17 protein-coding genes are annotated in these 21,077 nt (G+C 54.0%); all 17 read left to right on the top strand.

The features are described 5' to 3' along the window. Window positions 1–97 precede the first annotated feature (97 nt). The 17 genes from DWZ82_RS08265 to ileS all read left to right on the top strand — a co-directional run bounded on the left by DWZ82_RS08265 (window position 98) and on the right by ileS (window position 21,026). Window positions 98–544 (top strand): NfeD family protein, encoded by a 447-nt coding sequence (locus DWZ82_RS08265; RefSeq protein WP_118359429.1) that lies wholly within the window; start codon window positions 98–100, stop codon window positions 542–544. 12 nt (window positions 545–556) lie between these two features. After that, window positions 557–1,480 (top strand): SPFH domain-containing protein, encoded by a 924-nt coding sequence (locus DWZ82_RS08260; RefSeq protein WP_118480105.1) that lies wholly within the window; start codon window positions 557–559, stop codon window positions 1,478–1,480. Between the two features lie 152 nt (window positions 1,481–1,632). Further along, window positions 1,633–2,007, top strand: coding sequence for an ArsR/SmtB family transcription factor (locus DWZ82_RS08255; protein ID WP_442861226.1), 375 nt, complete (start codon window positions 1,633–1,635; stop codon window positions 2,005–2,007). 5 nt (window positions 2,008–2,012) lie between these two features. After that, window positions 2,013–4,709: a heavy metal translocating P-type ATPase gene (locus tag DWZ82_RS08250; RefSeq protein WP_118480103.1), complete on the top strand. Its 2,697-nt coding sequence runs from the start codon at window positions 2,013–2,015 to the stop codon at window positions 4,707–4,709. 133 nt (window positions 4,710–4,842) lie between these two features. Beyond that, window positions 4,843–6,693, top strand: a complete 1,851-nt coding sequence (locus tag DWZ82_RS08245) for a TIGR03960 family B12-binding radical SAM protein (RefSeq protein ID WP_118480267.1) — start codon at window positions 4,843–4,845, stop codon at window positions 6,691–6,693. Continuing rightward, a complete protein-coding gene (locus DWZ82_RS08240; protein ID WP_118480101.1) occupies window positions 6,686–7,354 on the top strand; it encodes a TIGR03936 family radical SAM-associated protein in 669 nt (222 codons plus the stop codon). The genes DWZ82_RS08245 and DWZ82_RS08240 overlap by 8 nt, the downstream gene beginning before the upstream one ends. Before the next feature lie 12 nt (window positions 7,355–7,366). Next, window positions 7,367–8,764: a tRNA (N6-isopentenyl adenosine(37)-C2)-methylthiotransferase MiaB gene (gene miaB / locus DWZ82_RS08235; protein WP_118480099.1), complete on the top strand. Its 1,398-nt coding sequence runs from the start codon at window positions 7,367–7,369 to the stop codon at window positions 8,762–8,764. Window positions 8,765–8,779: 15 nt separating this feature from the next. Then, complete coding sequence (mutS, locus tag DWZ82_RS08230) at window positions 8,780–11,374, top strand: DNA mismatch repair protein MutS (RefSeq protein ID WP_118480097.1); 2,595 nt, start codon at window positions 8,780–8,782, stop codon at window positions 11,372–11,374. 60 nt (window positions 11,375–11,434) lie between these two features. Further along, complete coding sequence (gene mutL / locus DWZ82_RS08225) at window positions 11,435–13,441, top strand: DNA mismatch repair endonuclease MutL (RefSeq protein WP_118480095.1); 2,007 nt, start codon at window positions 11,435–11,437, stop codon at window positions 13,439–13,441. Between the two features lie 16 nt (window positions 13,442–13,457). After that, window positions 13,458–14,399, top strand: a complete 942-nt coding sequence (miaA, locus tag DWZ82_RS08220; protein WP_118480093.1) for a tRNA (adenosine(37)-N6)-dimethylallyltransferase MiaA — start codon at window positions 13,458–13,460, stop codon at window positions 14,397–14,399. Between the two features lie 32 nt (window positions 14,400–14,431). After that, window positions 14,432–14,680 carry an RNA chaperone Hfq gene (hfq, locus tag DWZ82_RS08215; RefSeq protein ID WP_199667438.1) on the top strand — a complete coding sequence of 83 codons (249 nt, stop codon included), beginning with the start codon at window positions 14,432–14,434 and terminating at the stop codon, window positions 14,678–14,680. A gap of 19 nt (window positions 14,681–14,699) precedes the next feature. Next, window positions 14,700–15,989: an HlyD family efflux transporter periplasmic adaptor subunit gene (locus DWZ82_RS08210; protein ID WP_118480091.1), complete on the top strand. Its 1,290-nt coding sequence runs from the start codon at window positions 14,700–14,702 to the stop codon at window positions 15,987–15,989. Then, the gene (locus DWZ82_RS08205; RefSeq protein ID WP_118480089.1) at window positions 15,986–16,711 is read left to right on the top strand and encodes a YggS family pyridoxal phosphate-dependent enzyme; all 726 of its coding nucleotides are present in this window, start codon (window positions 15,986–15,988) and stop codon (window positions 16,709–16,711) included. Before DWZ82_RS08210 ends, DWZ82_RS08205 begins: the two co-directional genes overlap by 4 nt. Window positions 16,712–16,731: 20 nt before the next feature. Beyond that, entirely contained in the window at window positions 16,732–17,232 is a 501-nt protein-coding gene (locus DWZ82_RS08200) for a cell division protein SepF (protein WP_243022707.1), read from the top strand. 9 nt (window positions 17,233–17,241) lie between these two features. Then, window positions 17,242–17,520: a YggT family protein gene (locus DWZ82_RS16050; RefSeq protein ID WP_147358098.1), complete on the top strand. Its 279-nt coding sequence runs from the start codon at window positions 17,242–17,244 to the stop codon at window positions 17,518–17,520. A 95-nt stretch (window positions 17,521–17,615) separates the two neighbouring features. Continuing rightward, entirely contained in the window at window positions 17,616–18,209 is a 594-nt protein-coding gene (locus DWZ82_RS08190) for a DivIVA domain-containing protein (RefSeq protein ID WP_117488033.1), read from the top strand. Between the two features lie 27 nt (window positions 18,210–18,236). Continuing rightward, on the top strand, window positions 18,237–21,026 hold the full coding sequence (gene ileS, locus DWZ82_RS08185; RefSeq protein ID WP_118480087.1) for an isoleucine--tRNA ligase: 2,790 nt from the start codon (window positions 18,237–18,239) through the stop codon (window positions 21,024–21,026). Window positions 21,027–21,077 lie beyond the last annotated feature (51 nt).

Here is a 21,077-nt window from a genome sequence, read left to right as displayed (position 1 = left end):
TTGTGCAATATGCAAAAATTAACCGGAAATTTGATCGGGTTTTGCTGTACTTTTTCGTATGCACATGCTATACTGTTGCCAAGGGAGGGGATAGTTTATGATGTTTGGAATTGACAGCCTGTATATCTGGCTGGCTGTCATTATCATCAGTGTAGCGGTAGAGGCGTTTACACTCACGCTGTGCGGCATCTGGTTCGCTGCCGGCGGTGTCGCGGCACTCATTGCAGCCAGCCTTTCGGTCGGGCTGATGGGGCAGTGGATTGTGTTCATCGTGTTCTCCGCGCTGTTGCTTGTACTGGTGCGTCCGCTCTGCCGCCGTTTTCTCGGCAGTCGGCAGCAGGCGACCAACGCAGATCGTATCATCGGACAGACGGCTGTTGTTACCGAACCGATTGACAATATTCTGGAGACCGGTGCGGTGAAAATCAACGGAAAGATCTGGACAGCCCGCAGTGCGACTGACGCGCAAATTGCAATCGGGACAAGAGTCACGGTTGTGGAGATCCGCGGCGTCAAGGCGATTGTAAAACCGAACCAACTGTAAAGGAGCGTTATCATGGATTATATTATTGTACCCATCATCTGGATTGTGCTGATTATTCTGCTCATCGCGTTCATTGCAAGCAATATCGTGATCGTGCCGCAGGCGAAGGCATATGTTATCGAGCGTCTCGGTACCTACCGCGACACATGGAGCACCGGCCTGCATTTCAAGGTGCCGCTGTTTGAGCGCATTGCCCGCAAGGTAACCCTCAAGGAGCAGGTAGTCGATTTCCCGCCGCAGCCGGTTATCACCAAGGATAACGTAACCATGCAGATCGACACGGTCGTGTACTTCCAGATCACCGACCCGAAGCTGTTTGCATACGGTATCGAAAGCCCGATGGCGGCAATCGAAAATCTGACTGCAACCACACTGCGAAACATCATCGGTGATCTCGAGCTTGACCAGACGCTGACCAGCCGCGATATCATCAACACCAAAATGCGCTCCATCCTCGATGAAGCGACCGACGACTGGGGCATTAAGGTAAACCGCGTGGAGCTGAAGAACATCATTCCGCCGGCAGCTATTCAGGAATCTATGGAGAAGCAGATGAAGGCCGAGCGCGAACGCCGCGAGTCCATTCTGGTAGCGGAAGGTAAAAAGCAGTCCGCGATTCTGGTGGCTGAAGGTGAAAAGGAAGCAACCGTTCTTGCTGCAGAGGCAAATCGCCTTGCCAAGATCAAGGAGGCCGAAGGTGAAGCGGAAGCGCTGCTTACCGTGCAGAAGGCACTGGCAGACTCCATCAATCTGCTGAATGAAGCGGCACCGACTGAGCAGGTTATCAAGCTGAAATCCCTCGAGGCATTCAGCAGCGCCGCCGACGGCAAGGCCACCAAGATCATCATCCCGAGCGAGATTCAGAGCCTTGCGGGTCTGGCAACCTCGTTCAAGGAAGTTATGACCGATCCGAAGCGTGAACAGCCCGAAAAGTAAAAATTACGTTCAAGTCCTGCAGACCGTATCCGGCCTGCAGGACTTTTTTGCACGCAAAATTGTCATTTGTGTCCGACTCGATTCTTGACAGAAGTGGACTGGAATGTTATCATAAGTTGAATAGATATGCACATATTGCGGGAGGGATCAAATTGTCGGCAAAGCATACAGACGCAGAACTGGAGTGCTGCGAGGAGTATATCGTCCATACAGATGCAGTTATGGCAGCGCGCAGCGCAATGCCGGCAGAGGAGATCACTACAGCCGCATCAGATTTTTTCAAAGCGTTTTCCGACAAGACCCGCTTGCGGATACTGGCGGCGCTTGTGTCCGCGGAGCTGTGTGTCTGTGATATTGCATCGCTGCTGAACATGAGCCAGTCCGCGATATCGCATCAGCTTCGTTTTTTGAAGCAGGCGCGGCTGGTCAAGAGTCGGAAAAACGGAAAAACAGTATACTATGCGCTGTGCGATGATCATATTCAGACCATTTTGGCACAGGGAATCGCGCACGTGCAGGAGGGATAAACGGAATGAGCGAAAATAACCGCCCTGATTCGGAACAGAAGAAGGACCAGACAACGGCGGAAGATATTTTAGCACAGGTCGATTCGATTTTAGCGGATCTGGAAAATTCGGCAGTAGCGCAGCTGTTTGCCGCTCCGGAAAAGCCTAAACCCGAAGAGAACAAAAAACCGCCTGAAAAAGAAGAATCAGCGCCGCCCGGCGAGCCTGAGCCGCCGGACAAGAATGCGGAGCAGCCGGAGACTGAACCGGAAGCCGATACATCGCACCAAAGTGTAAGCGAATCTCCGGAGGCGGAAACGCCGCCCGAGGAAGCGGCGGCAGCTGAGCCTGCAAAGCCCTCGGAGGAATCAGACGCAGCTGAGGAATCGCCGGAAGATTCGGAAGACGAATTTGACGAAGAAGAAGATTCGCCGAATGAGGCTGAAGACGAGGGCGACTGGGATGAACCGGAATTTGACGACGAAGGTATAGAGGACGAGCTTCCTGAGGAAGAACAATCGCAGGAAGCGGAGTTCGAGCCTATCGTAGAGGAAAAGTCGGACAGGCTGCAGAAGCTAAAAGAAAAACTGAAAAACCATGAAAAGGACAAGGCGGAGAAAAAGGAACAGGCAAAATCCGCACCTAAGGAGAAGCCTAAACCAAAGGATGAAAAAAAGCCGGAGGAAAAGAAGCCGGAACCGTCAGTAATCGAAGCTCCGGAGGACGCGGACGATACCACCGGTATGAATTTCGTGCAGAAGGCACAGTACCGGGCGAAAATGCGTCGGCGTGAGCAGACCCGTCTGCGGCGAGAAAATGCACGCCGTATACAGGAAGGCGCTGAAGTGACCTATCAGCCGATGACACGGTTGGATATGCAGAGCACAGGCGCACGGCTGGCTGCCGCGGCAATTGTTCTTGTGGCCGGAATCGCGATGGGAGGTTCGAGCGCGGCATTGCCGCTCTGCCTGTTGGCGTTTTTGATCACAGCGCTGCCGATTGCAGCGCATGTGCTGACCAATCTGACACACGGTTCATTTTTCGATGAATATCTGCTCGTGCTAATGGCATCCATCGGCGCATTCGCGCTCGGCAGCCGTGCAGAAGCAACGATCGTGCTCATCCTGTTTGAGATTGGCAAAATTGCAGGTGATATCGTTCTATCATCCACCTATCAGGCATTGCCGCAGCAGCACGATTTCATGCCGGAAAAGGCAACGGTCGTCAACATGAAGGGCGAACAGCGTCAGGTTCCGCTGGCAGATATCCGTCTGGGCGAGCTGGTTCTGGTACACTCGGGTGAGCGCGTACCGATTGACGGCGTTGTACTTCGCGGAGACGGCACGGTAGATGACAGCGTGCTTACCGGTGAAAACGTGCCGATGGCAGTTGATAAGAACACGCGTGTGCTGGCAGGCAGCCGGTATAACGGCTCTCTGATGCTGATTCGTGTGATCTCGCGCTATGAAGACTGCGCGGTTCGTCAGATTCGCCGTGTACAGAATGCGGCCGCCGAACACAAGGCAGCGTTGGAAAACAGTGCGCAGCGTAATGCCAAGCGTCTGGTTCCGGTTGTGATCGTCATTGCCGTACTGGCAGCCGCACTTCCGCCGCTGTTCATGCCCGGTTCAGATATGACCGGCTGGGTGTATCGCGGACTGACGCTTCTCATCGCCTGCTGTCCAACCGCACTGGCGCTGGCTGTACCGCTTGCTTTTGTATGCGGCGGCGGCCGACTTGAGAGTGAAGGCGTTCACATGAAGGGCAGCGAAGCGATGGAACGGACTGCAGACCTGCGTCTGGTCGTGTTCAACAAGACCGGCACAGTGACCACCGGCAATCTGCAGATTAAAAAGATTTATCCCACACAAGAGTTTTCCGAAAAGAACTGTCTGGCACTTGCCGCAGCAGCCGAGCAGCTTTCACAGCATCCGATTGCGCGCGCAATCGCAAGTGCATGCCAGGAAAAACTGCCAAAGATCGAGGAATTTGAGGAATTCCCGGGCCGTGGCGTGCGCGCCCGTATCGGTGATCACGTTCTGCTGGTAGGCAACCGCAAGCTGATGGTCTCCCGCGGTGTCAAGGGCTTGCCGGATATCGACGGCACGGTTGTTTACATCGCCTGTGAAGGGGAGCACATCGGTGTGATTGAATTGGAGGATACGGTTCGTCCGTCCGCTGCTGACGCGATCAAAAAGATCAAGGATCAGGGTGTTGAGCGCACGGTGCTTATCACCGGTGACGCTGAGACACCAACTCAGCGAATTGCAAATGCCGCCGGCATCGACACCGTTCACTGCGGTTTGATGCCCGAGGAAAAGCAAGCGAAGCTGGACTTTATGATGCGCACGATTCCGACAGACGGCACGACCGCCTATGTCGGCGACGGCGTAAGCGATATCGAGCAGCTCAAGATGGCCGATGTCGGTGTGGCAATGGGCACGCGCGGCTCCCGCTATTCAGCGGATGCGGCGAATATACTGATTACCGCAAATGATCTGAGCGGTCTCGGCGAGGCTGTTCAGGTCTGCAAGACTACACACGGAGTTGCAATGCAGAATCTGACACTGCTGGCCGCCATCAAGCTGGTGCTTGCTGTACTGGCGCTGATCGGTCTGGCGCAGATGTGGATGGCAGTTATCGTCGATGCTGTACTCACGGTGCTGACCGTGTTCAATACGACTCGACTGCTCGGCAGCAAGCCGGAAATTCCGGAGGAATAAGCAAAACGCGAAGGAAGTGTAAAAGCTTTCTTCGCGTTTATTTTTTTGTTTCATGTACTTTCTGCGCGAAAACGGTCAAAAACGGTATGGTTTTTTTCGGAAGGATATGATACAATAATCTGTATGAATGAAAATGGAGGAATACGTCTTGCATAAAAAGATGGAAGCCATTTTGTCCCGTGTACAGAAGCCGGCACGCTACGTCGGCGGTGAATGGGGCTCGGTGATGAAAGATAAAAAGAACATCGATCTGCGATTTGCGTTCTGTTTTCCGGATACCTATGAGGTTGCCATGTCTCACCTCGGTTCGCGTATCCTGTACGGTCTGCTCAACGACCAGAAGGGCATCTGGTGCGAACGCGTCTGCGCGCCATGGATTGACATGGAGGCCGAAATGCGCGAGGCAGGGCTGCCGCTGTACGGTCTGGAGAGCGGTGACCCGTTGTCGGACTTTGATATTATCGCTTTTACGCTGCAGTATGAGCTGTCGTTTTCCAACATTCTGAATATGCTGGATCTCGGCGGTATTCCGGTGCTGGCAAAGGACCGCACCGAACTCAAGCATATTGTAGCCTGCGGCGGTCCGTGTGCCTACAATCCGGAGCCGCTCGCTGACTTTGTTGACCTGTTCATGATCGGCGACGGCGAGGAGATCATGTTGGAGTTTACCGATCTGTACCGCAAGGCCAAGCGCGAAGGCTGGTCTAAGCAGGAATTTCTGATTGCGGCAGCACAGATCGAGGGCATGTATGTACCTTCGCTGTACGAAGTCAAGTATCACGAGGACGGCACAATCGAGAGCGTCACACCGACGCACAGTGCACCGGCTCTCGTGCAGAAGCGCATCGTCAAGGATCTGGATACCATGTACTATCCGGAGTCCTTTGTTGTGCCTTCGACCGACATCGTGTTCGACCGTGCGATGATCGAGCTGTTCCGCGGCTGTCCACGCGGCTGCCGATTCTGTCAGGCCGGTCACACTTATCGTCCGCTGCGTACCAAGTCCAAGGAAGTGCTGCTCAAGCAGGCGCAGGCGGTGCTCAAGAACTCCGGTTACGAGGAAATCTCTCTGTCCTCGCTGTCTACGAGCGACTACGGTGAGCTGTCCGGTCTGACCGAGTGCATGCTCGACTATTGTGAGCCACGTCATATCAGTCTGTCACTGCCGTCTCTTCGTGCGGACAGCTTTTCCGCCGAACTGATGGAGCGCGTACAGAAAACCCGCAAAAGCGGCCTGACGTTCGCATGTGAAGCCGGTACGCAGCGCCTGCGCGATGTTATCAACAAGAACATCCGCGAGGAGGACGTGCTCCATGCCTGCGAGATTGCCTTTCAGGGCGGTTGGAATAATGTCAAGCTGTACTTTATGATGGGTCTGCCGACCGAGACCTACGAGGATCTGGACGGCATTTCCGACATTTGCAAAAAGGTCGCCTATTGCTGGCGTGAGAACACGCCCAACCGTGCGCGCGGCGTGCGTATCACAGCGTCGGCTTCGTGCTTTGTGCCCAAGCCGCAGACCCCGTTCCAGTGGGACGCGCAGGACACGCTCGAGCAGTTCCGCGAGAAGCAGGCGCATCTCAAGGTGGTCATGAAAACCAAGAATGTCACCTACAACTGGCATGACGCTGAGACCTCGGTACTCGAGGGCGTTATTGCACGCGGCGACCGCCGTCAGGGCAAGGCGATTCTGCTGGCGTGGCAGCGCGGCTGCAAGATGGATGGCTGGGATCAGTGCTTTGATTTCGACAAGTGGATGCAGGCGTTTCGCGACTGCGGACTGGATCCCGCGTTCTACGCATCCCGTCAGCGCCCGATGGACGAGATCTTTCCGTGGGATCACATCGGCTGCGGCACGCGCAAAGAGCACCTCAAGCGTGAGTGGGAGCGTTCCCGCGAAGCGGCTATCACGCCGGACTGTATGCACCAGTGTGCCGGCTGCGGTGCAAGCGCACTGCTGAAGGGAGGCAAGTGCCATGTTTAAGGCAAGAATGAAGTTTGCCAAGGAGGGACGCGCCAAGTATATCTCCCACCTTGATCTCATGCACGCCATGCAGCGCTCGATGGCGCGCTGTCAAATGCCGCTGTGGTTTACCGAGGGCTTCAACCAGCACGCCTACGTTTCGGTGGCGCTGCCGCTCTCGACCGGCTACTCCGGCGAGTGCGAATTTCTGGATTTCAATATAACGGCGGAAGCCGTACCGGAAAACGCGGTAGAAGCGCTCAATGACGTATTTCCCGAGGGCCTGCGTGCAATCGAGATTTACCCGCTTGCCGACGGCGGCATGAAGGTCGGTTCGATTGAATGGTCGCAGTACCGCATCACATGGGGTTTTGAGGATGGTACGCCCAAGGGCTTTGCCGACGATGCGCGCAATCTGTTCCGCCGCCCGGTGGTCGAGATCGTCAAGCGCTCCAAGCGCGGCGAAAAGACGGTCAATATGCGTGAGCTGATGCGCGATCTGACTGTCACCGACGGCCCGGACGAGGTGACAGCCGTTGTCACCACCGCGGCCGGCAACAACAACATGAGCCCGGAATACCTGACCCGTGCCATCCGGCAGTATCTGCCGCAGTACGAGATCCCGTTCAGCGCATACCACCGCATGAATGTGTTCACCGCTGACGGCACTCCATTTCGATAAAAGGAGAGTTTCATGGCAACCCAGAATGTTTCCGAAGAACAGCTGCAATCGCAGTTTACCTATATTGACGCAGTAGCCCGCCTGTTGGGGGACAAGCGCCCAAAAGCCTATACGCATACGTTCGGCTGCCAGCAGAACGAGGCGGATACCGAGCGTATCCGCGGCATGCTGTCCGAAATGGGCTACGAAATGACCGATACGCCCGACGAGGCAGATTTTATCCTGTTCAACACCTGTGCTGTGCGTGAGCATGCCGAGGATCGTGCGTTCGGCAACGTCGGCGCACTCCGCCATCTGAAAAAGGAGCGGCCGGGCATTGTTATTGCAATGTGCGGCTGCATGGCCCAGCAGGAGAAGAACGTCGAGAAGATCAAGAAAAGCTATCCGCAGGTCAACCTGCTGTTCGGCACGCATGCGCTCTGGCGGTTTCCGTCGTTGCTGTACCGCGTGCTGACCGAGAAAAAACGTGTATTTGACATCGGCGGCGAGGACGATATCGCCGAAGGCCTGCCGGTGCTGCGTGCCAAGGGCGCGAAGGCGTGGCTGTCCATCATGTATGGCTGCAACAACTTCTGCACCTACTGCATCGTGCCGTATGTGCGAGGCAGAGAGCGCAGCCGCCGACCGGAGGAAATCGAAAAGGAACTGCGCGAGCTGGTCGATGCAGGCTATAAGGAGATTACTCTGCTCGGGCAGAACGTCAACTCCTACGGCAAGGACCTTGGCATTGACGTGGATTTTGCCGATCTTCTGCGCCGTCTCAACGCCGTGCCCGGCGATTTCTGGCTACGGTTTATGACCAGCCATCCGAAGGATGCGTCTTCCAAACTGTTTTCTGCTATGGCAGAGTGCGATAAGGTTGCAAAGCAGCTGCATCTGCCGTTCCAGTCTGGCAGCGATGAGATCCTACACCGTATGAACCGCCGCTACACGGCAGAGCACTACAAATCGCTGATTGCGGACGCACGATCGAAAATGCCGGATATTACGCTGTCGAGCGATATTATCGTCGGTTTCCCGGGCGAAACGGAAGAGAATTTCGAGGACACCTTAAAGCTGGTGCAGGATACCCGGTTTGACCTGCTGTTTACGTTTCTGTATTCGCCCCGCGCGGGTACGCCCGCGGCCTCTTATGAGGATAACGCAACACAGCAGGACAAGCAGCGCCGCTTCGAGCGACTGCTCAAGGCGCAGGATGAAATCGTTGCTGAAAAGCAGGCGGCGTATCAGAGCAAAAAGCTGCGGCTGCTTGTAGACGGCAATGCCAAAGGACCGGAATATCCGTTTACTGCGCGTACCGAGGGCAACCTGCTTGTCTGCGTACGCGGTGACGATATCAAAATCGGTGAATTTATCGAGGCAGAGATCGAGAAAACCTCGCTTCGCTGTCTGTTTGCACACAAATTATAAGAAAGAGGTAAGAACATGGCTGAACTGACGCCCATGATGCAGCAGTATTTTGAGATCAAAAACAAAAATAAAGATTACATTCTGTTTTACCGTCTGGGCGATTTCTACGAAATGTTCTTTGACGATGCCAAGCTGGTCTCCCGCGAGCTGGAGCTGACGCTGACCGGCCGCGACTGTGGTCAGGGAGAACGTGCACCGATGTGCGGCGTACCGTATCACAGTGCGGAAGGCTATATTGCCAAGCTGGTGCAGAAGGGTTACAAAATTGCAATCTGTGAGCAGATGGAGGACCCGAAAAAGGCAAAAGGTCTGGTCAAGCGCGAGATCATCCGACGCGTGACACCGGGTACGGTCGTGGAAGCCTCCATGCTGGATGAAAATCGGAACAACTTTCTCGGCTGCGTATACGCAGCCGGTGGTTCTGTCGGCGTATGCTTTGCTGATATTACGACAGGTTCGGTGTACGCGACCGGATCGGATAACTGGAATGACATAACCAGTGAGTTCGGACGTTTTGTGCCGCGTGAGGTGTTGGTCGGCGGCGGAGCCATTTCGGCAGACAGCCTTCAGTCCTTTCTGAAGGAACGTCTGGAGGCGCTTATCGAGCCGATGCCGGAGGAGTGCTTTGAGGCACAGCGCAGTGCGGAACGCATTCAGGAGCACTTCAAGGTGCAGGACTTTGACGCTGTCGGTCTGACCGACCTGCCGTGCACTGTGCGGTGCCTCGGCGGTCTGTTGGATTACCTTGAACAGACGCAGAAGGCCAGCCTTTCCAGTCTGAATCAGCTGCAGGTGTACCATCAGGGTCAGTACATGGAGCTTGACCTGATCGCACGCCGCAATCTCGAGCTGTGCGAGACCATGCGGACCAAGGAAAAGAAGGGCACGCTGCTGTGGGTGCTTGACCACACGCGCACGGCAATGGGCTCGCGCCTGATTCGTCAGTGGATTGAAAAACCGTTGTATAATCCGCTGCATATTGCACGCCGTCAGCAGGCGGTAGGTGCATTGTGTGACGATGTAATTGCCCGCACGGCATTGACGGACGCACTCAAGCGGGTGTTCGATATGGAGCGCCTGATCGGGCGTGTAGCCTACGGCACTGCAAACTGCCGTGATCTGCGTGCGCTGTCGGCGGCAATTTCTTGTCTGCCGGAGATCAAAACGCAGGCTGCTCTGTTCGGCCAGTCTATGCTGCGCGAGCTGACCGGTAAGATTGATCTGCTCGAAGACATCCGCGCGCTGGTCGAGCAGGCCATTGTAGACGAGCCGCCGATTCTTCTTCGGGAAGGCGGCATGATCCGCAAGGGCTTCAACGAGGAGATTGACCGTCTGCGCGACCTTGCGTCCGGCGGCAAGGGCAAAATTGCCGAAATCGAGCAGGCGGAACGCGAGCGTACCGGCATCAGCAAGCTGAAAATCGGCTACAACCGTGTGTTCGGCTATTATATTGAGGTCAGCCGCTCCAATGCGGAGGCGGTTCCGGAGAACTATATTCGTAAGCAGACGCTTGCGAACAGCGAGCGCTATATCACCGAGGAGCTGAAACAGCTCGAGAGCACCGTGCTCGGTGCACAGGAGCGGCTGACCGCACTCGAATATGAGGTGTTCGTTTCTGTACGCGACCAGATTGCCGCTGAGGTACACCGCGTGCAGAAGACCGCGCAGGCTATCGCAGCGCTTGACGTTCTGTGTGCTCTGGCTGATGTGGCTTGTGATAACAACTATGTTTGTCCGGTGGTTGATTTTTCCGACCGCATTGACATCAAGGACGGCCGTCACCCGGTTGTTGAGAAAATGCTGTCCGACAGTCTGTTCATTCCGAACGACACCCTGCTCGACAGCAAGGAAAACCGCGTTGCTATCATCACCGGCCCGAATATGGCAGGCAAATCCACCTATATGCGGCAGGTGGCACTGATTACCATCATGGCACAGATTGGCTCGTATGTGCCGGCCTCGTCCGCGCATATCGGCGTGGCAGACCGCGTGTTTACACGTGTCGGCGCGTCGGATGATCTGGCAAGCGGTCAATCCACCTTCATGGTGGAGATGAGCGAGGTCGCGGACATTCTGCGGCACGCTACCAAGTCCAGCCTGATCATTTTGGATGAGATTGGCCGCGGAACCTCTACCTATGACGGCATGAGCATTGCCCGCGCAGTCGTAGAGTATGTAGCGGACAAGAAGCGCATCGGCGCACGCGCGCTGTTTGCAACGCATTATCACGAGCTGACGGTGCTTGAAGATCTGGTTAAGGGCGTCAAGAATTACAATATCGCAGTCAAAAAGCGCGGTGATGACATTACGTTCCTGCGCAAAATCGTGCGCGGCGGCGCGGATGACAGCTATGGCATTGAGGTTGCAAAGCTGGCCGGTGTGCCGAATCCGGTCATCAAGCGGGCAAAGGCTGTGCTGGCTGATCTGGAATCCACCATGCCGAAAATCGAGCTGCATGCCGTAGCCGAGGAACCGGAAGACGTTCCGCAGATTACGATGGATTCGCTCTCCGGCGATGCCGTAGCCGAACGTCTGCGTGCACTGCAGGTGGACACCATGACGCCGATCGAAGCGCTCAACGCACTGTATGAGCTGAAAAAGCTGGTTTAATCATTTATCAGGGCAGGAAAGACCAAGCATGATTTGTTCCGGAAAGGAAAACAAAGAAAAATGGCAGTGATTCATGAATTATCTCCGCATCTTGCGGATCTGATCGCGGCAGGAGAGGTTGTTGAACGGCCATCCTCTGTGGCGAAGGAGCTGGTCGAGAATGCGATCGACGCAGGTTCTACCCGCATTACAGTGGAGATTGAAAACGGCGGCATTACCTATCTGCGTATTGCGGATAACGGCTGCGGCATGTCGGCAGAAGACGCGCCCGTGGCTTTCCGCCGCCACGCGACCAGCAAGCTGCGCACCGAGGAAGATTTGAACGCCATCGGCACATTGGGTTTCCGCGGTGAAGCATTGGCTGCGATTTCGTCGGTTACGCGCATTGATCTGTTTACGCGTCAGGCAGGTTCGATTGCGGGTCTGCACCTGCATCTGGAAGCCGGTGAGATTCAGACACAGGAGGAAGCCGGCTGTCCGGAAGGCACAACAATCGTTGTGCGCGACCTGTTCTTCAACACACCGGCTCGCATGAAGTTTCTCAAAAAGGACTTCACCGAGGCGGGTTACATTCTCGGCGTAGTACAGCATGCGGCACTCTCACATCCAGAAATTGCGTTTACGCTTATTCGCGACGGCAAGCAGGTATTCTCGTCGGACGGCAAGGGCAAGCTAATTGCGCCGGTGTTCGGCGTATTCGGCAAGGAAATGACTGCCAATATGATTGAAGTGCCGATGACCGAGCGCAACGGTATGACCGTGCACGGCTACATTGTCAAGCCGCACGCCGGACGTGCCAACCGTTCCATGCAGCACTTTTTCGTCAATGGCCGCTATGTCAAGAGCCGTCTTATGCAGGCTGCAATGGAAGAGGCCTATCGCAATGCGATCATCACCGGCAAATATCCGTCTGGTGCGCTTTTCCTGGATTTGCCGCTGTCGGCGGTTGACGTCAACGTGCATCCTGCAAAAACCGAGGTCAAATTTTCGCAGGAAAAGCCGATTTTCGAGGTCGTGTATATTGCCTGCAAGAATGCACTTGCCGCAAACGACAATATGCCGCATCTGGAGCACAAGGAGAAGGAAGCGCCTGCCAAGCCGCGTGAAGATAATCTGACGCATGAGCAGCAGCGGTTTGCGATTCCAAAGCCGGTAGACCCTAAGCCGTTTGTCACGCCGAGTGTCAAGCCAACACCGATTGCACCGGTAAAGAACGACGAGGAAGCACCGGATTTAGAGGATTTCCTCGTGTCCATTCCGCCAAAGGCAGAGCGTCCGCGCAGTGCATCGAGTTATCTGTCCGCGCCGCGCATCCTGCAGGAGGAACCGCAGGAACCGATTCGTCCGCGAATGGCACAGCCGGTTAAGTCGTCGGTCGCAGAACCAACACCTGCCGTGCATACGCCGGAACCGGAGCCGGAAGATGAACCGATGGTTGTTGTGCCGCCTGTCAGCGCACCGGAGGTCAAGGATAAGCCGCAGATCCTGCAGCCGCTGGATGCCGGTGTGCGTGTAATCGGCGAATGCTTCCAGACGTACATTATTGCTGAGGACAAGGACGGCTTGATTCTCATCGACAAGCATGCCGCGCATGAACGTATTCTGTTTAACAAGCTGCGTGCGGAGACCGATATGCCGCAGCAGCAGCTTCTCACGCCTGTAATTGTAGAGCTGACCGGCGAGGAAGCCGCCGCTGTGCAGTCGCAGATCGAGGACATCCGTCAGGCAGGCTTTGCCATCGACAGCTTTGGCGAGAACAGCTTTGCCGTACGCAGCGTGCCCGCTTATCTGGATAGCGGCGATGTGCAGAGCGTCATCAGTGAATTGGCCGAAAAGGCGATGAACAGCCGTACCACCGTGCCGGATCGTCTGGACGATTTAATTCATACGGTAGCATGCAAGGCGGCTATCAAGGCAGGCAAACCGACCACGATGACCGAGCTGCAGGACCTGTGCGAGCGGGTGCTGAGCGATGACAACGTGCGTTCCTGCCCGCATGGCAGGCCGACGACCGTTCGTCTGACCAAATATGAGCTTGACAAGATGTTCAAGCGTGTAAATCAATAAAAAGTGAGGAAACAGCATGGAAAACCGTTTGATCTGCATCTGCGGACCGACTGCCAGCGGCAAAACCGCCTTATCGGTCGCATTGGCGCAACAACTGCATACCGAGATCATTTCTGCGGATTCCATGCAGCTTTATCGTGAAATGGATATCGGCACCGCCAAGCCGGATATGAGGGAACGACAGGACGTACCGCACCATCTGTTCGATGTATGCGAGCCCGGCGAAACGTTCTCAGTGGCGCGGTATGTCGAACTGGCAGACGCTGCTGCGCAGAATATTCTGTCGCGCGGGATGACACCGATCGTTGTCGGCGGCACAGGATTGTACATGGACGCATTCATCGAGTGCAGCGTATTCTCCGGCGACGAGACCGACCTGACCGTGCGTGAGAAATATCAGCGCATGGCCGCCGAGCAGGGCAATCAGGCGGTACATGACTGTCTGGCTAAGGTGGATCCGACCGGAGCGGAACGTCTGCACCCGAACAATCTCAAGCGCGTCATTCGTGCTCTTGAGGTGTATGAGCAGACCGGTATGACGATCGACGAATTTAATCGCAGGAACAAGCGCCCGGAGCCAAAGTATGATGCGCTCAAGATCGGTGTTTGCCCGTCTGACCGTGAAATTCTGTATGACCGCATCAACCGCAGAGTGGATCTTATGATGGAAAACGGTCTGCTGGAGGAGACGAAACGGCTGGTGGAGCGCGGTCTGCTGACCGGCACTGCTGCGCAGGCTATCGGCTACAAAGAGCTGCTCGGCTATCTGAGCGGCGAGCAAACATTGGAAGAATGTACCGAATTGCTCAAACGGCGCAGCAGAAATTATGCAAAACGTCAGCTTACCTGGCTGAAAAGGGATGACAGCATCCACTGGATATATTATAATAGTGGAGAAGAACTTCCTTTCGTCTTACAGGAAACGACAAAATATCTTCAAAACCACGGTGTACAATGATACCATAAATTGTAATTTCAACTGGAGGAATCATTGTGCGAAACGAAATCAACTTACAGGACAGAATGCTCAGTGCACTGCGTCAGCAGGCGCAGAACATCACCGTATTTTTAACGAACGGGTTTCAGATGCGCGGTATTGTCCGCGGATTCGACAGCTTCGTTGTGATTTTGGAGAGCGACGGAAAACAGCAAATGATCTATAAGCACGCAATCTCTACTCTGATCCCACAGCATAGAGTCGATCTCCATGCACCGAGAGGGGAGCGTGCGGAACAGTGAACATATACGAGGTCTTTACATGGGACAACAGACAAAAAGCACAAAATCCAAGCCGCGAAAACGGCGGAATGACGGCGGAAACCGCGTTGTATTTATCATTGCGGCGGTGCTGATGGTGATTTATCTGGGCGGCCGTCTTTCTAACGCTTTTTCGGCTGCACCGGAGACCACACCGGCTCTGCATGTCACAGTTAATGACAGCTTTACGAGCGATGGCTGGTTCTTCCGCGATGAAGAACCGATCGACAATGCCACGGGAAGCTCGGTCAAGCACATCGTGTACAGCGGTGAACGCGTACAGCAGGACGCACCGCTGGCGATCATCTATTCCGATCAGGAATCTATGGACCTGAGCCGACAGCTCGATCCGCTGGAGGAACGTATTTCTCTTCTGGATACGGCGCTGCAGTCCGCATCGGACAGCTCAAACATCGCAAAGCTGGATCAGGTCATCACGCTGACGATCGAGCAGCTGGCCGAGCAGGTGAAGGAAGGCAGCGGTTCTTCGGTCGCATCCGCCGCAAGTTCGCTGCGCACGCTGTCGCTGCGCCGAGAGGCAGGCAATGTGGATACCAACGAGGTATCTGCCGAACGTGACGCTTTGGTTTCTGAGCAGTCCTCGCTTGAGCATCAGCTTACCGGCCGGACCACGGAACTTACTGCATCTTCGTCCGGATATTTCTCCGAGGTAGTGGATGGATACGAGAGTATTCTCACACCATCCTCACTGGATGAGATGACCGTGGAGCAGTTTGACAAGACCGTTGCGCAGCAGCCGTCTGCTGAGAACAGCAATTCGCTCGGCAAGATTGTCAAGGGATTCAACTGGTATCTTGCAGCTAAGATTCCGGCCGAGCAGGCTGAGCGTCTGCAGGTCGGTCAGGAGTTGACGGTAAACTTTACACAGGCTTCGATGGAATCCAAAGTAACCGTACATTCCATCAACCATCAAGGTGACAGCGATACAGCTCTGCTGGTGATGGAAGGCACAGAATTCAGCAGTGAAATGGTTTCCATGCGCGAACAGCCAATCGAAATTATCATTGCGACCTACACCGGACTCAAGGTGCCGAAGAGTGCCGTCCGCGTGCAGGAACAAACAGACAGCGACGGAAAGACCACGCAAATCCCCGGCGTGTTCATCCTGAGCGGCTCGATACAGAAATTCAAAATGATTAACGAGCTGTTTGAGGCGGACGATTATTATGTCGTCAAACAGAGTGCGACCGACTCCGATATGCTGGTCGAGCGAGACCAGGTTATCGTTCAAGGTAAAAATCTGCAAAATAATATGGTGGTGAAAACATGACGGAGCAAGAAAAGAAAGAACTGCAGGAACGCGTAAAATCTGTGATCGAGCGCGTCAACAATGCCGCCGTGCAGGCAGGGCGCGATCCCAGTGAAATTACGCTGGTGGCTGCGACCAAAATGAATAACGCCGAGCGCGTGCAGGCAGCCATCGAAGCAGGCATCCGCGTGTGCGGCGAAAACCGTGTGCAGGAGCTGCAGGAAAAGTATGAACAGGACGCCTACGATGGCGCAGACCTTCAGTTTATCGGCACGCTTCAGACCAACAAGGTCAAGTACCTGATCGGCAAGGTTTCGCTGATTCAGTCAGTCGGCTCGGTTCATCTCGGCGAGGCTATCGCCAAGGAAGCCGAGAAGCGCGGTGTTTGTCAGGATATTCTTCTGGAGGTAAATATCGGCAGAGAAGCCGCGAAAAGCGGTCTTCCGCCCGAAGAACTGCACGATGCGATCGTGAAATTGAGCGCAAAAAAGTCACTTCATATCCGCGGATTGATGGCAATTCCTCCCGTTGCAGATGAAAAAACAAAAAATTCAAACTACTTTACCGAAATGCGTCAAGTATTTATTGACATTTTGACGAAAAAATACGATAATGTAGATATGGATTATTTGTCTATGGGAATGACGAATGATTTTGAAACGGCGATTGCGTGCGGAGCGAACATGGTTCGCGTGGGCACGGCGATCTTTGGCAAACGGCCGTATCAGATCGTTTCGCCTTAAAACATAAGGAGGAACTTGGCATGGGTTCGATCAAAGGCTTTATTGATTGGGTAAAGGGCAGTGAGTTGGAGGACGACTACGAAGACGAGATGCCCCGTCAGAGAAACGAAGAACCTGCGATGGATAGCGAGCCATCATCTTACAATAGAAGATCCTATGACCGTTCGTACGACAGTGATGCACAGGACGCGCCTCAGGTGCGCCGTCACGATCGCAGCGATAAGGTTGTAAACATCAATACTACTACACAGCTGGCTGTGGTTCTGGTCAAGCCGGATCGCTTTGAGGCGGCTGCAGAGATTGCAGATCATCTCAAGGACAAGCGTACGGTTGTCCTCAATCTGGAGCAGACCAACAAGGATATTGCCCGTCGCCTGGTGGACTTTCTCAGCGGTGTTGCATATGCAAACGAAGGCAAGATCAAGAAGGTTGCAAACAGCACCTATATTATCACACCCTACAATGTTGATATTATGGGCGATCTGATCGATGAACTGGAAAACAGCGGTATGTATTTCTAAGCGCAGATCGTGAGTACTATCGTGAACAGCTTGGTAATATATTTCGTAGGCAGCTTATTGCGCATTCTGCAGTTTATGTTTTTTGCACGGGCAATCATGAGTTGGTTCGTACAGGGCAGCGACTCGAAAATCTACGAGTTTCTGTGTCTTGTTACCGAGCCGCTCATTCAACCTTTTCGCAGTCTGCTGAGCCGCGTGAGTGCACTGCGGAATTGTCCGTTTGATTTTGCGTTTATGCTGGCATTTTTTGTTCTGATTGTTTTAGAACAAATGGTATATATGCTTTAAGCCTGCCGGACAAACGGCGCTGATTTTGGTCGGGCGCAGCCCGACCATTTTTCCGTGTCAGTACGGCAAATGATATAAAGACGGAGGAAAAACATATGACGGTGCAGGAAATACAAGAAATCGGCTTTGAAAAAGCAGTTTTCGGCGGATATGACATGAAGTCTGTCGATACTTTTCTCGAGCGTGTTGCAGAGGAATTTGCAGCGATGCAGAAGGAAAACGCTGCTATGAAGGCAAAAATGAAGGTGCTGGTCGATAAAATTGAAGAATACCGCGGTGTTGAAGAAGGAATGCACCGTACCCTACTGACCGCTCAGTCGATTGCACAGGAGACAATCGACAAGGCAAAGAAGGAAGCAGAGGAGATCATTGCTTCTGCGAAGGATGAAACCGCAAACAAGGTGAAAGACACCCAGGCGGAAATCAACACCGAGGAACAGAAACTGGAGACTGCCCGCAAGAACACTGCTGAGTTCATCGCTCATGTAGCAAAGCTGTATCAGTCGCAGGCAAGAGCACTGGCAGAGTTGGCGAAGGGCGAAAACCTCGCTCCGGTACAGCAGACTGAAGATGCAAAGAACACAAATGCGACTGGGAAGGGCGATGCACCAGTTGAAGATGCAACGCGTAAATTTGACTTCGGCGAACTGCAGTTTGGCACTGAATACGACCCGAAGGATGTTAAGTAAATAAGCGAAAGGACTGAACACTGCACAATGCAGCAGGATTACAACAATACGATCAATTTGCCCAAAACCGAATTCCCGATGCGTGCCGGTCTGCCGAAGCGCGAGCCGGGTTTTCTGGAAAACTGGGAGAAGAACGACCTCTACCATGAACTGATGAAGAAGAACGAAGGCAAGCCGCTTTTCGTTCTGCACGACGGCCCTCCGTATGCAAACGGCAATCTGCATATGGGTCATGCACTGAATAAGATCCTCAAGGATTTTATTCTGCGTTCGCGCAATATGATGGGTTATCAGGCTCCGTACATTCCGGGCTGGGATACCCATGGTCTTCCGATTGAGCGTCAGGCAATCAAGGCTTACGGCATGGATCGCAGCAAGGTTTCCACTGCGGAGTTCCGCTCCAAGTGTGAAGAGTTCGCACACAATCATGTCAATACCCAGCGTACCCAGTTTAAGCGTCTGGGCGTTATCGGCGACTGGGATCGTCCGTACCTGACCCTGACCCATGATTACGAGGCTGCTCAGATTGAGATTTTCGGCGAGATGGCTAAGAAGGGTTACATCTACAAGGGTCAGAAGCCGGTTTACTGGTGCCCGCACGACGAGACCGCACTGGCTGAGGCAGAGATTGAGTACAAGGATGTTCCGTGTAAGTCTATCTTTGTAAAGTTCGCTGTAACCGATGACAAGGGTGTTATCACCAAACTGCTTGGTACCAAAGAGAACGTATATTTCGTAATTTGGACCACCACTACCTGGACCATTCCGGGCAACCTTGCAATTTCTCTGAACCCAAACTTCGAGTATGATTTCGTTAAGGTCCCGAACGGCGAGGTTTATGTTCTGGCTAAGGAACTGGTTGCTTCTGTTATGAAGACTGCCGGTATTGACAGCTGGGAAGTTCTCGCAACCGTTCTTGGCTCTGATCTGGAGCTGATCAAGACCAAGCACCCGCTGTTCGACCGTGATTCTCTGGTTATCACCGGTGACCATGTAACGCTCGATGCCGGTACCGGCTGTGTTCATACCGCTCCGGGCTTCGGTGCTGATGACTTTATCGTTTGCCAGAGGTACAACATCCCGATCATCGTTCCGGTTGACGGCAAGGGACGCCATACCGCTGAATCCGGCAAGTACGAGGGTATGTTCGTGGATGATTCCAACGAGGTTATCCTCAAGGATCTGGATGACTGCGGTGCACTTCTCGCAACAGAGGACATCGTGCACAGCTATCCGCATTGCTGGCGCTGCAAAAATCCGATCATCTTCCGCACTACTGAGCAGTGGTTCTGCTCTGTTGATGCGCTCAAGGATGACGCAGTCAAGGCTTGTGAGGACATCAAGTGGATTCCCGGCTGGGGTCAGGAGCGCATGACCTCCATGATCCGTGAGCGTTCTGACTGGTGTATTTCCCGTCAGCGTGTTTGGGGTGTTCCGATTCCGATCTTCACCTGCAAGAAGTGTGGCAAGCCGCTGGTAAATGAGCAGACGATTAAGACCGTTGCTGATCTGTTCCGTGAAAAGGGCTCCAACGCATGGTTCGACATGACGGCTGCTGAGATTCTGCCGGCAGGCACCAAATGTGAGTGCGGCTGCAGCGAATTTGACAAGGAAACCGATACCATGGATGTATGGTTCGATTCCGGTTCCTCTTGGCGCGCTGTTATCGAGAACCGCGAAGGCCAGAAGACCCCGGTTGACGTATATCTGGAAGGCAACGACCAGTATCGCGGCTGGTTCCAGTCCTCGATGCTGACCTCTATCGCTACACAGGGCAAGGCTCCGTACAAGACGGTTATCACCCACGGTATGATTGTTGATGAGGAGCGCCAGAAGATGTCCAAGTCTCTGGGCAATGGTATTGCTCCGGAGGATATCCTCAAGCAGTATGGCGCAGACGTAATGCGTCTGTGGGTTGCTTCTTCTGACTACCGTCAGGATATGCGTATTTCCAAGGACATGCTCAAGCATCTGTCGCAGAACTACCTTAAGATCCGTAACACGGCTCGCTACATTCTGGGCAACCTGTTTGACTTTGATCCTAAGACCAACGCTGTTGCATACGCAGATATGCCGGAGCTGGATAAGTGGGCACTGATGAAGCTGAACGACCTTGCTGCAAAGGTTCGTGAGGGATATGATAGCTACGAATTCCACACCGTATTCCATGCAATTCATAATTTCTGTGTTGTTGATATGTCCAACTTCTACCTCGATGTGATCAAGGATCGTCTGTACTGCGATGAGACCGATGGTCTGAGCCGCCGCTCTGCACAGACTACGATCTATCGTATCCTGAGTGCGCTGGTTCGCATGCTGTCTCCGATTCTGTGCTTTACCGCAGACGAAATCTGGCAGGCTATGCCGCACGCTGCTGAGGATGATGCTCGCAACGTAGCATATAACGAGATGCCGCAGGCTGACGAGGCTTTGTCCTTCAGCGATGAGGATCGTGCTAAGTGGGACAAGCTGACCGCATTCCGCGATGACGTAAACAAGGCGCTCGAGGGTGCGCGTACTGCTAAGACCATCGGCAAGCCGTTGGAAGCATGCGTTACTGTTTACGCTGACGCTGAGCAGGCTGCATTCCTGAACGGCTGTGGTCAGGATCTGGCTGATCTGTGCATCGTTTCCGAACTTGATGTCGTTGCCGGTGACGGCGAGGGCGCTGTAAGCGAGAATCTGCCGGGTCTGAAGATTGCTGTTGCCCGCGCAGCAGGTGAGAAGTGCCTGCGCTGCTGGAAGCAGGCTAAGACCGTTGGTTCTGATGCAAAGCATCCGGGTCTGTGTGCTCGCTGTGCCAAGGTTGTAGGCTAAAAGAAGAATCCAAGGGGGAGCAGAGCAATTCTGTTCCTCCTTTTTGTTTTG

The organism is Butyricicoccus sp. AF35-5AC (genome assembly GCF_003477715.1).
In the GTDB taxonomy this organism is placed as follows: Bacteria; Bacillota; Clostridia; order Oscillospirales; family Butyricicoccaceae; genus Agathobaculum; species Agathobaculum butyriciproducens.
This window is presented reverse-complemented; position numbering and strand designations above follow the sequence as displayed.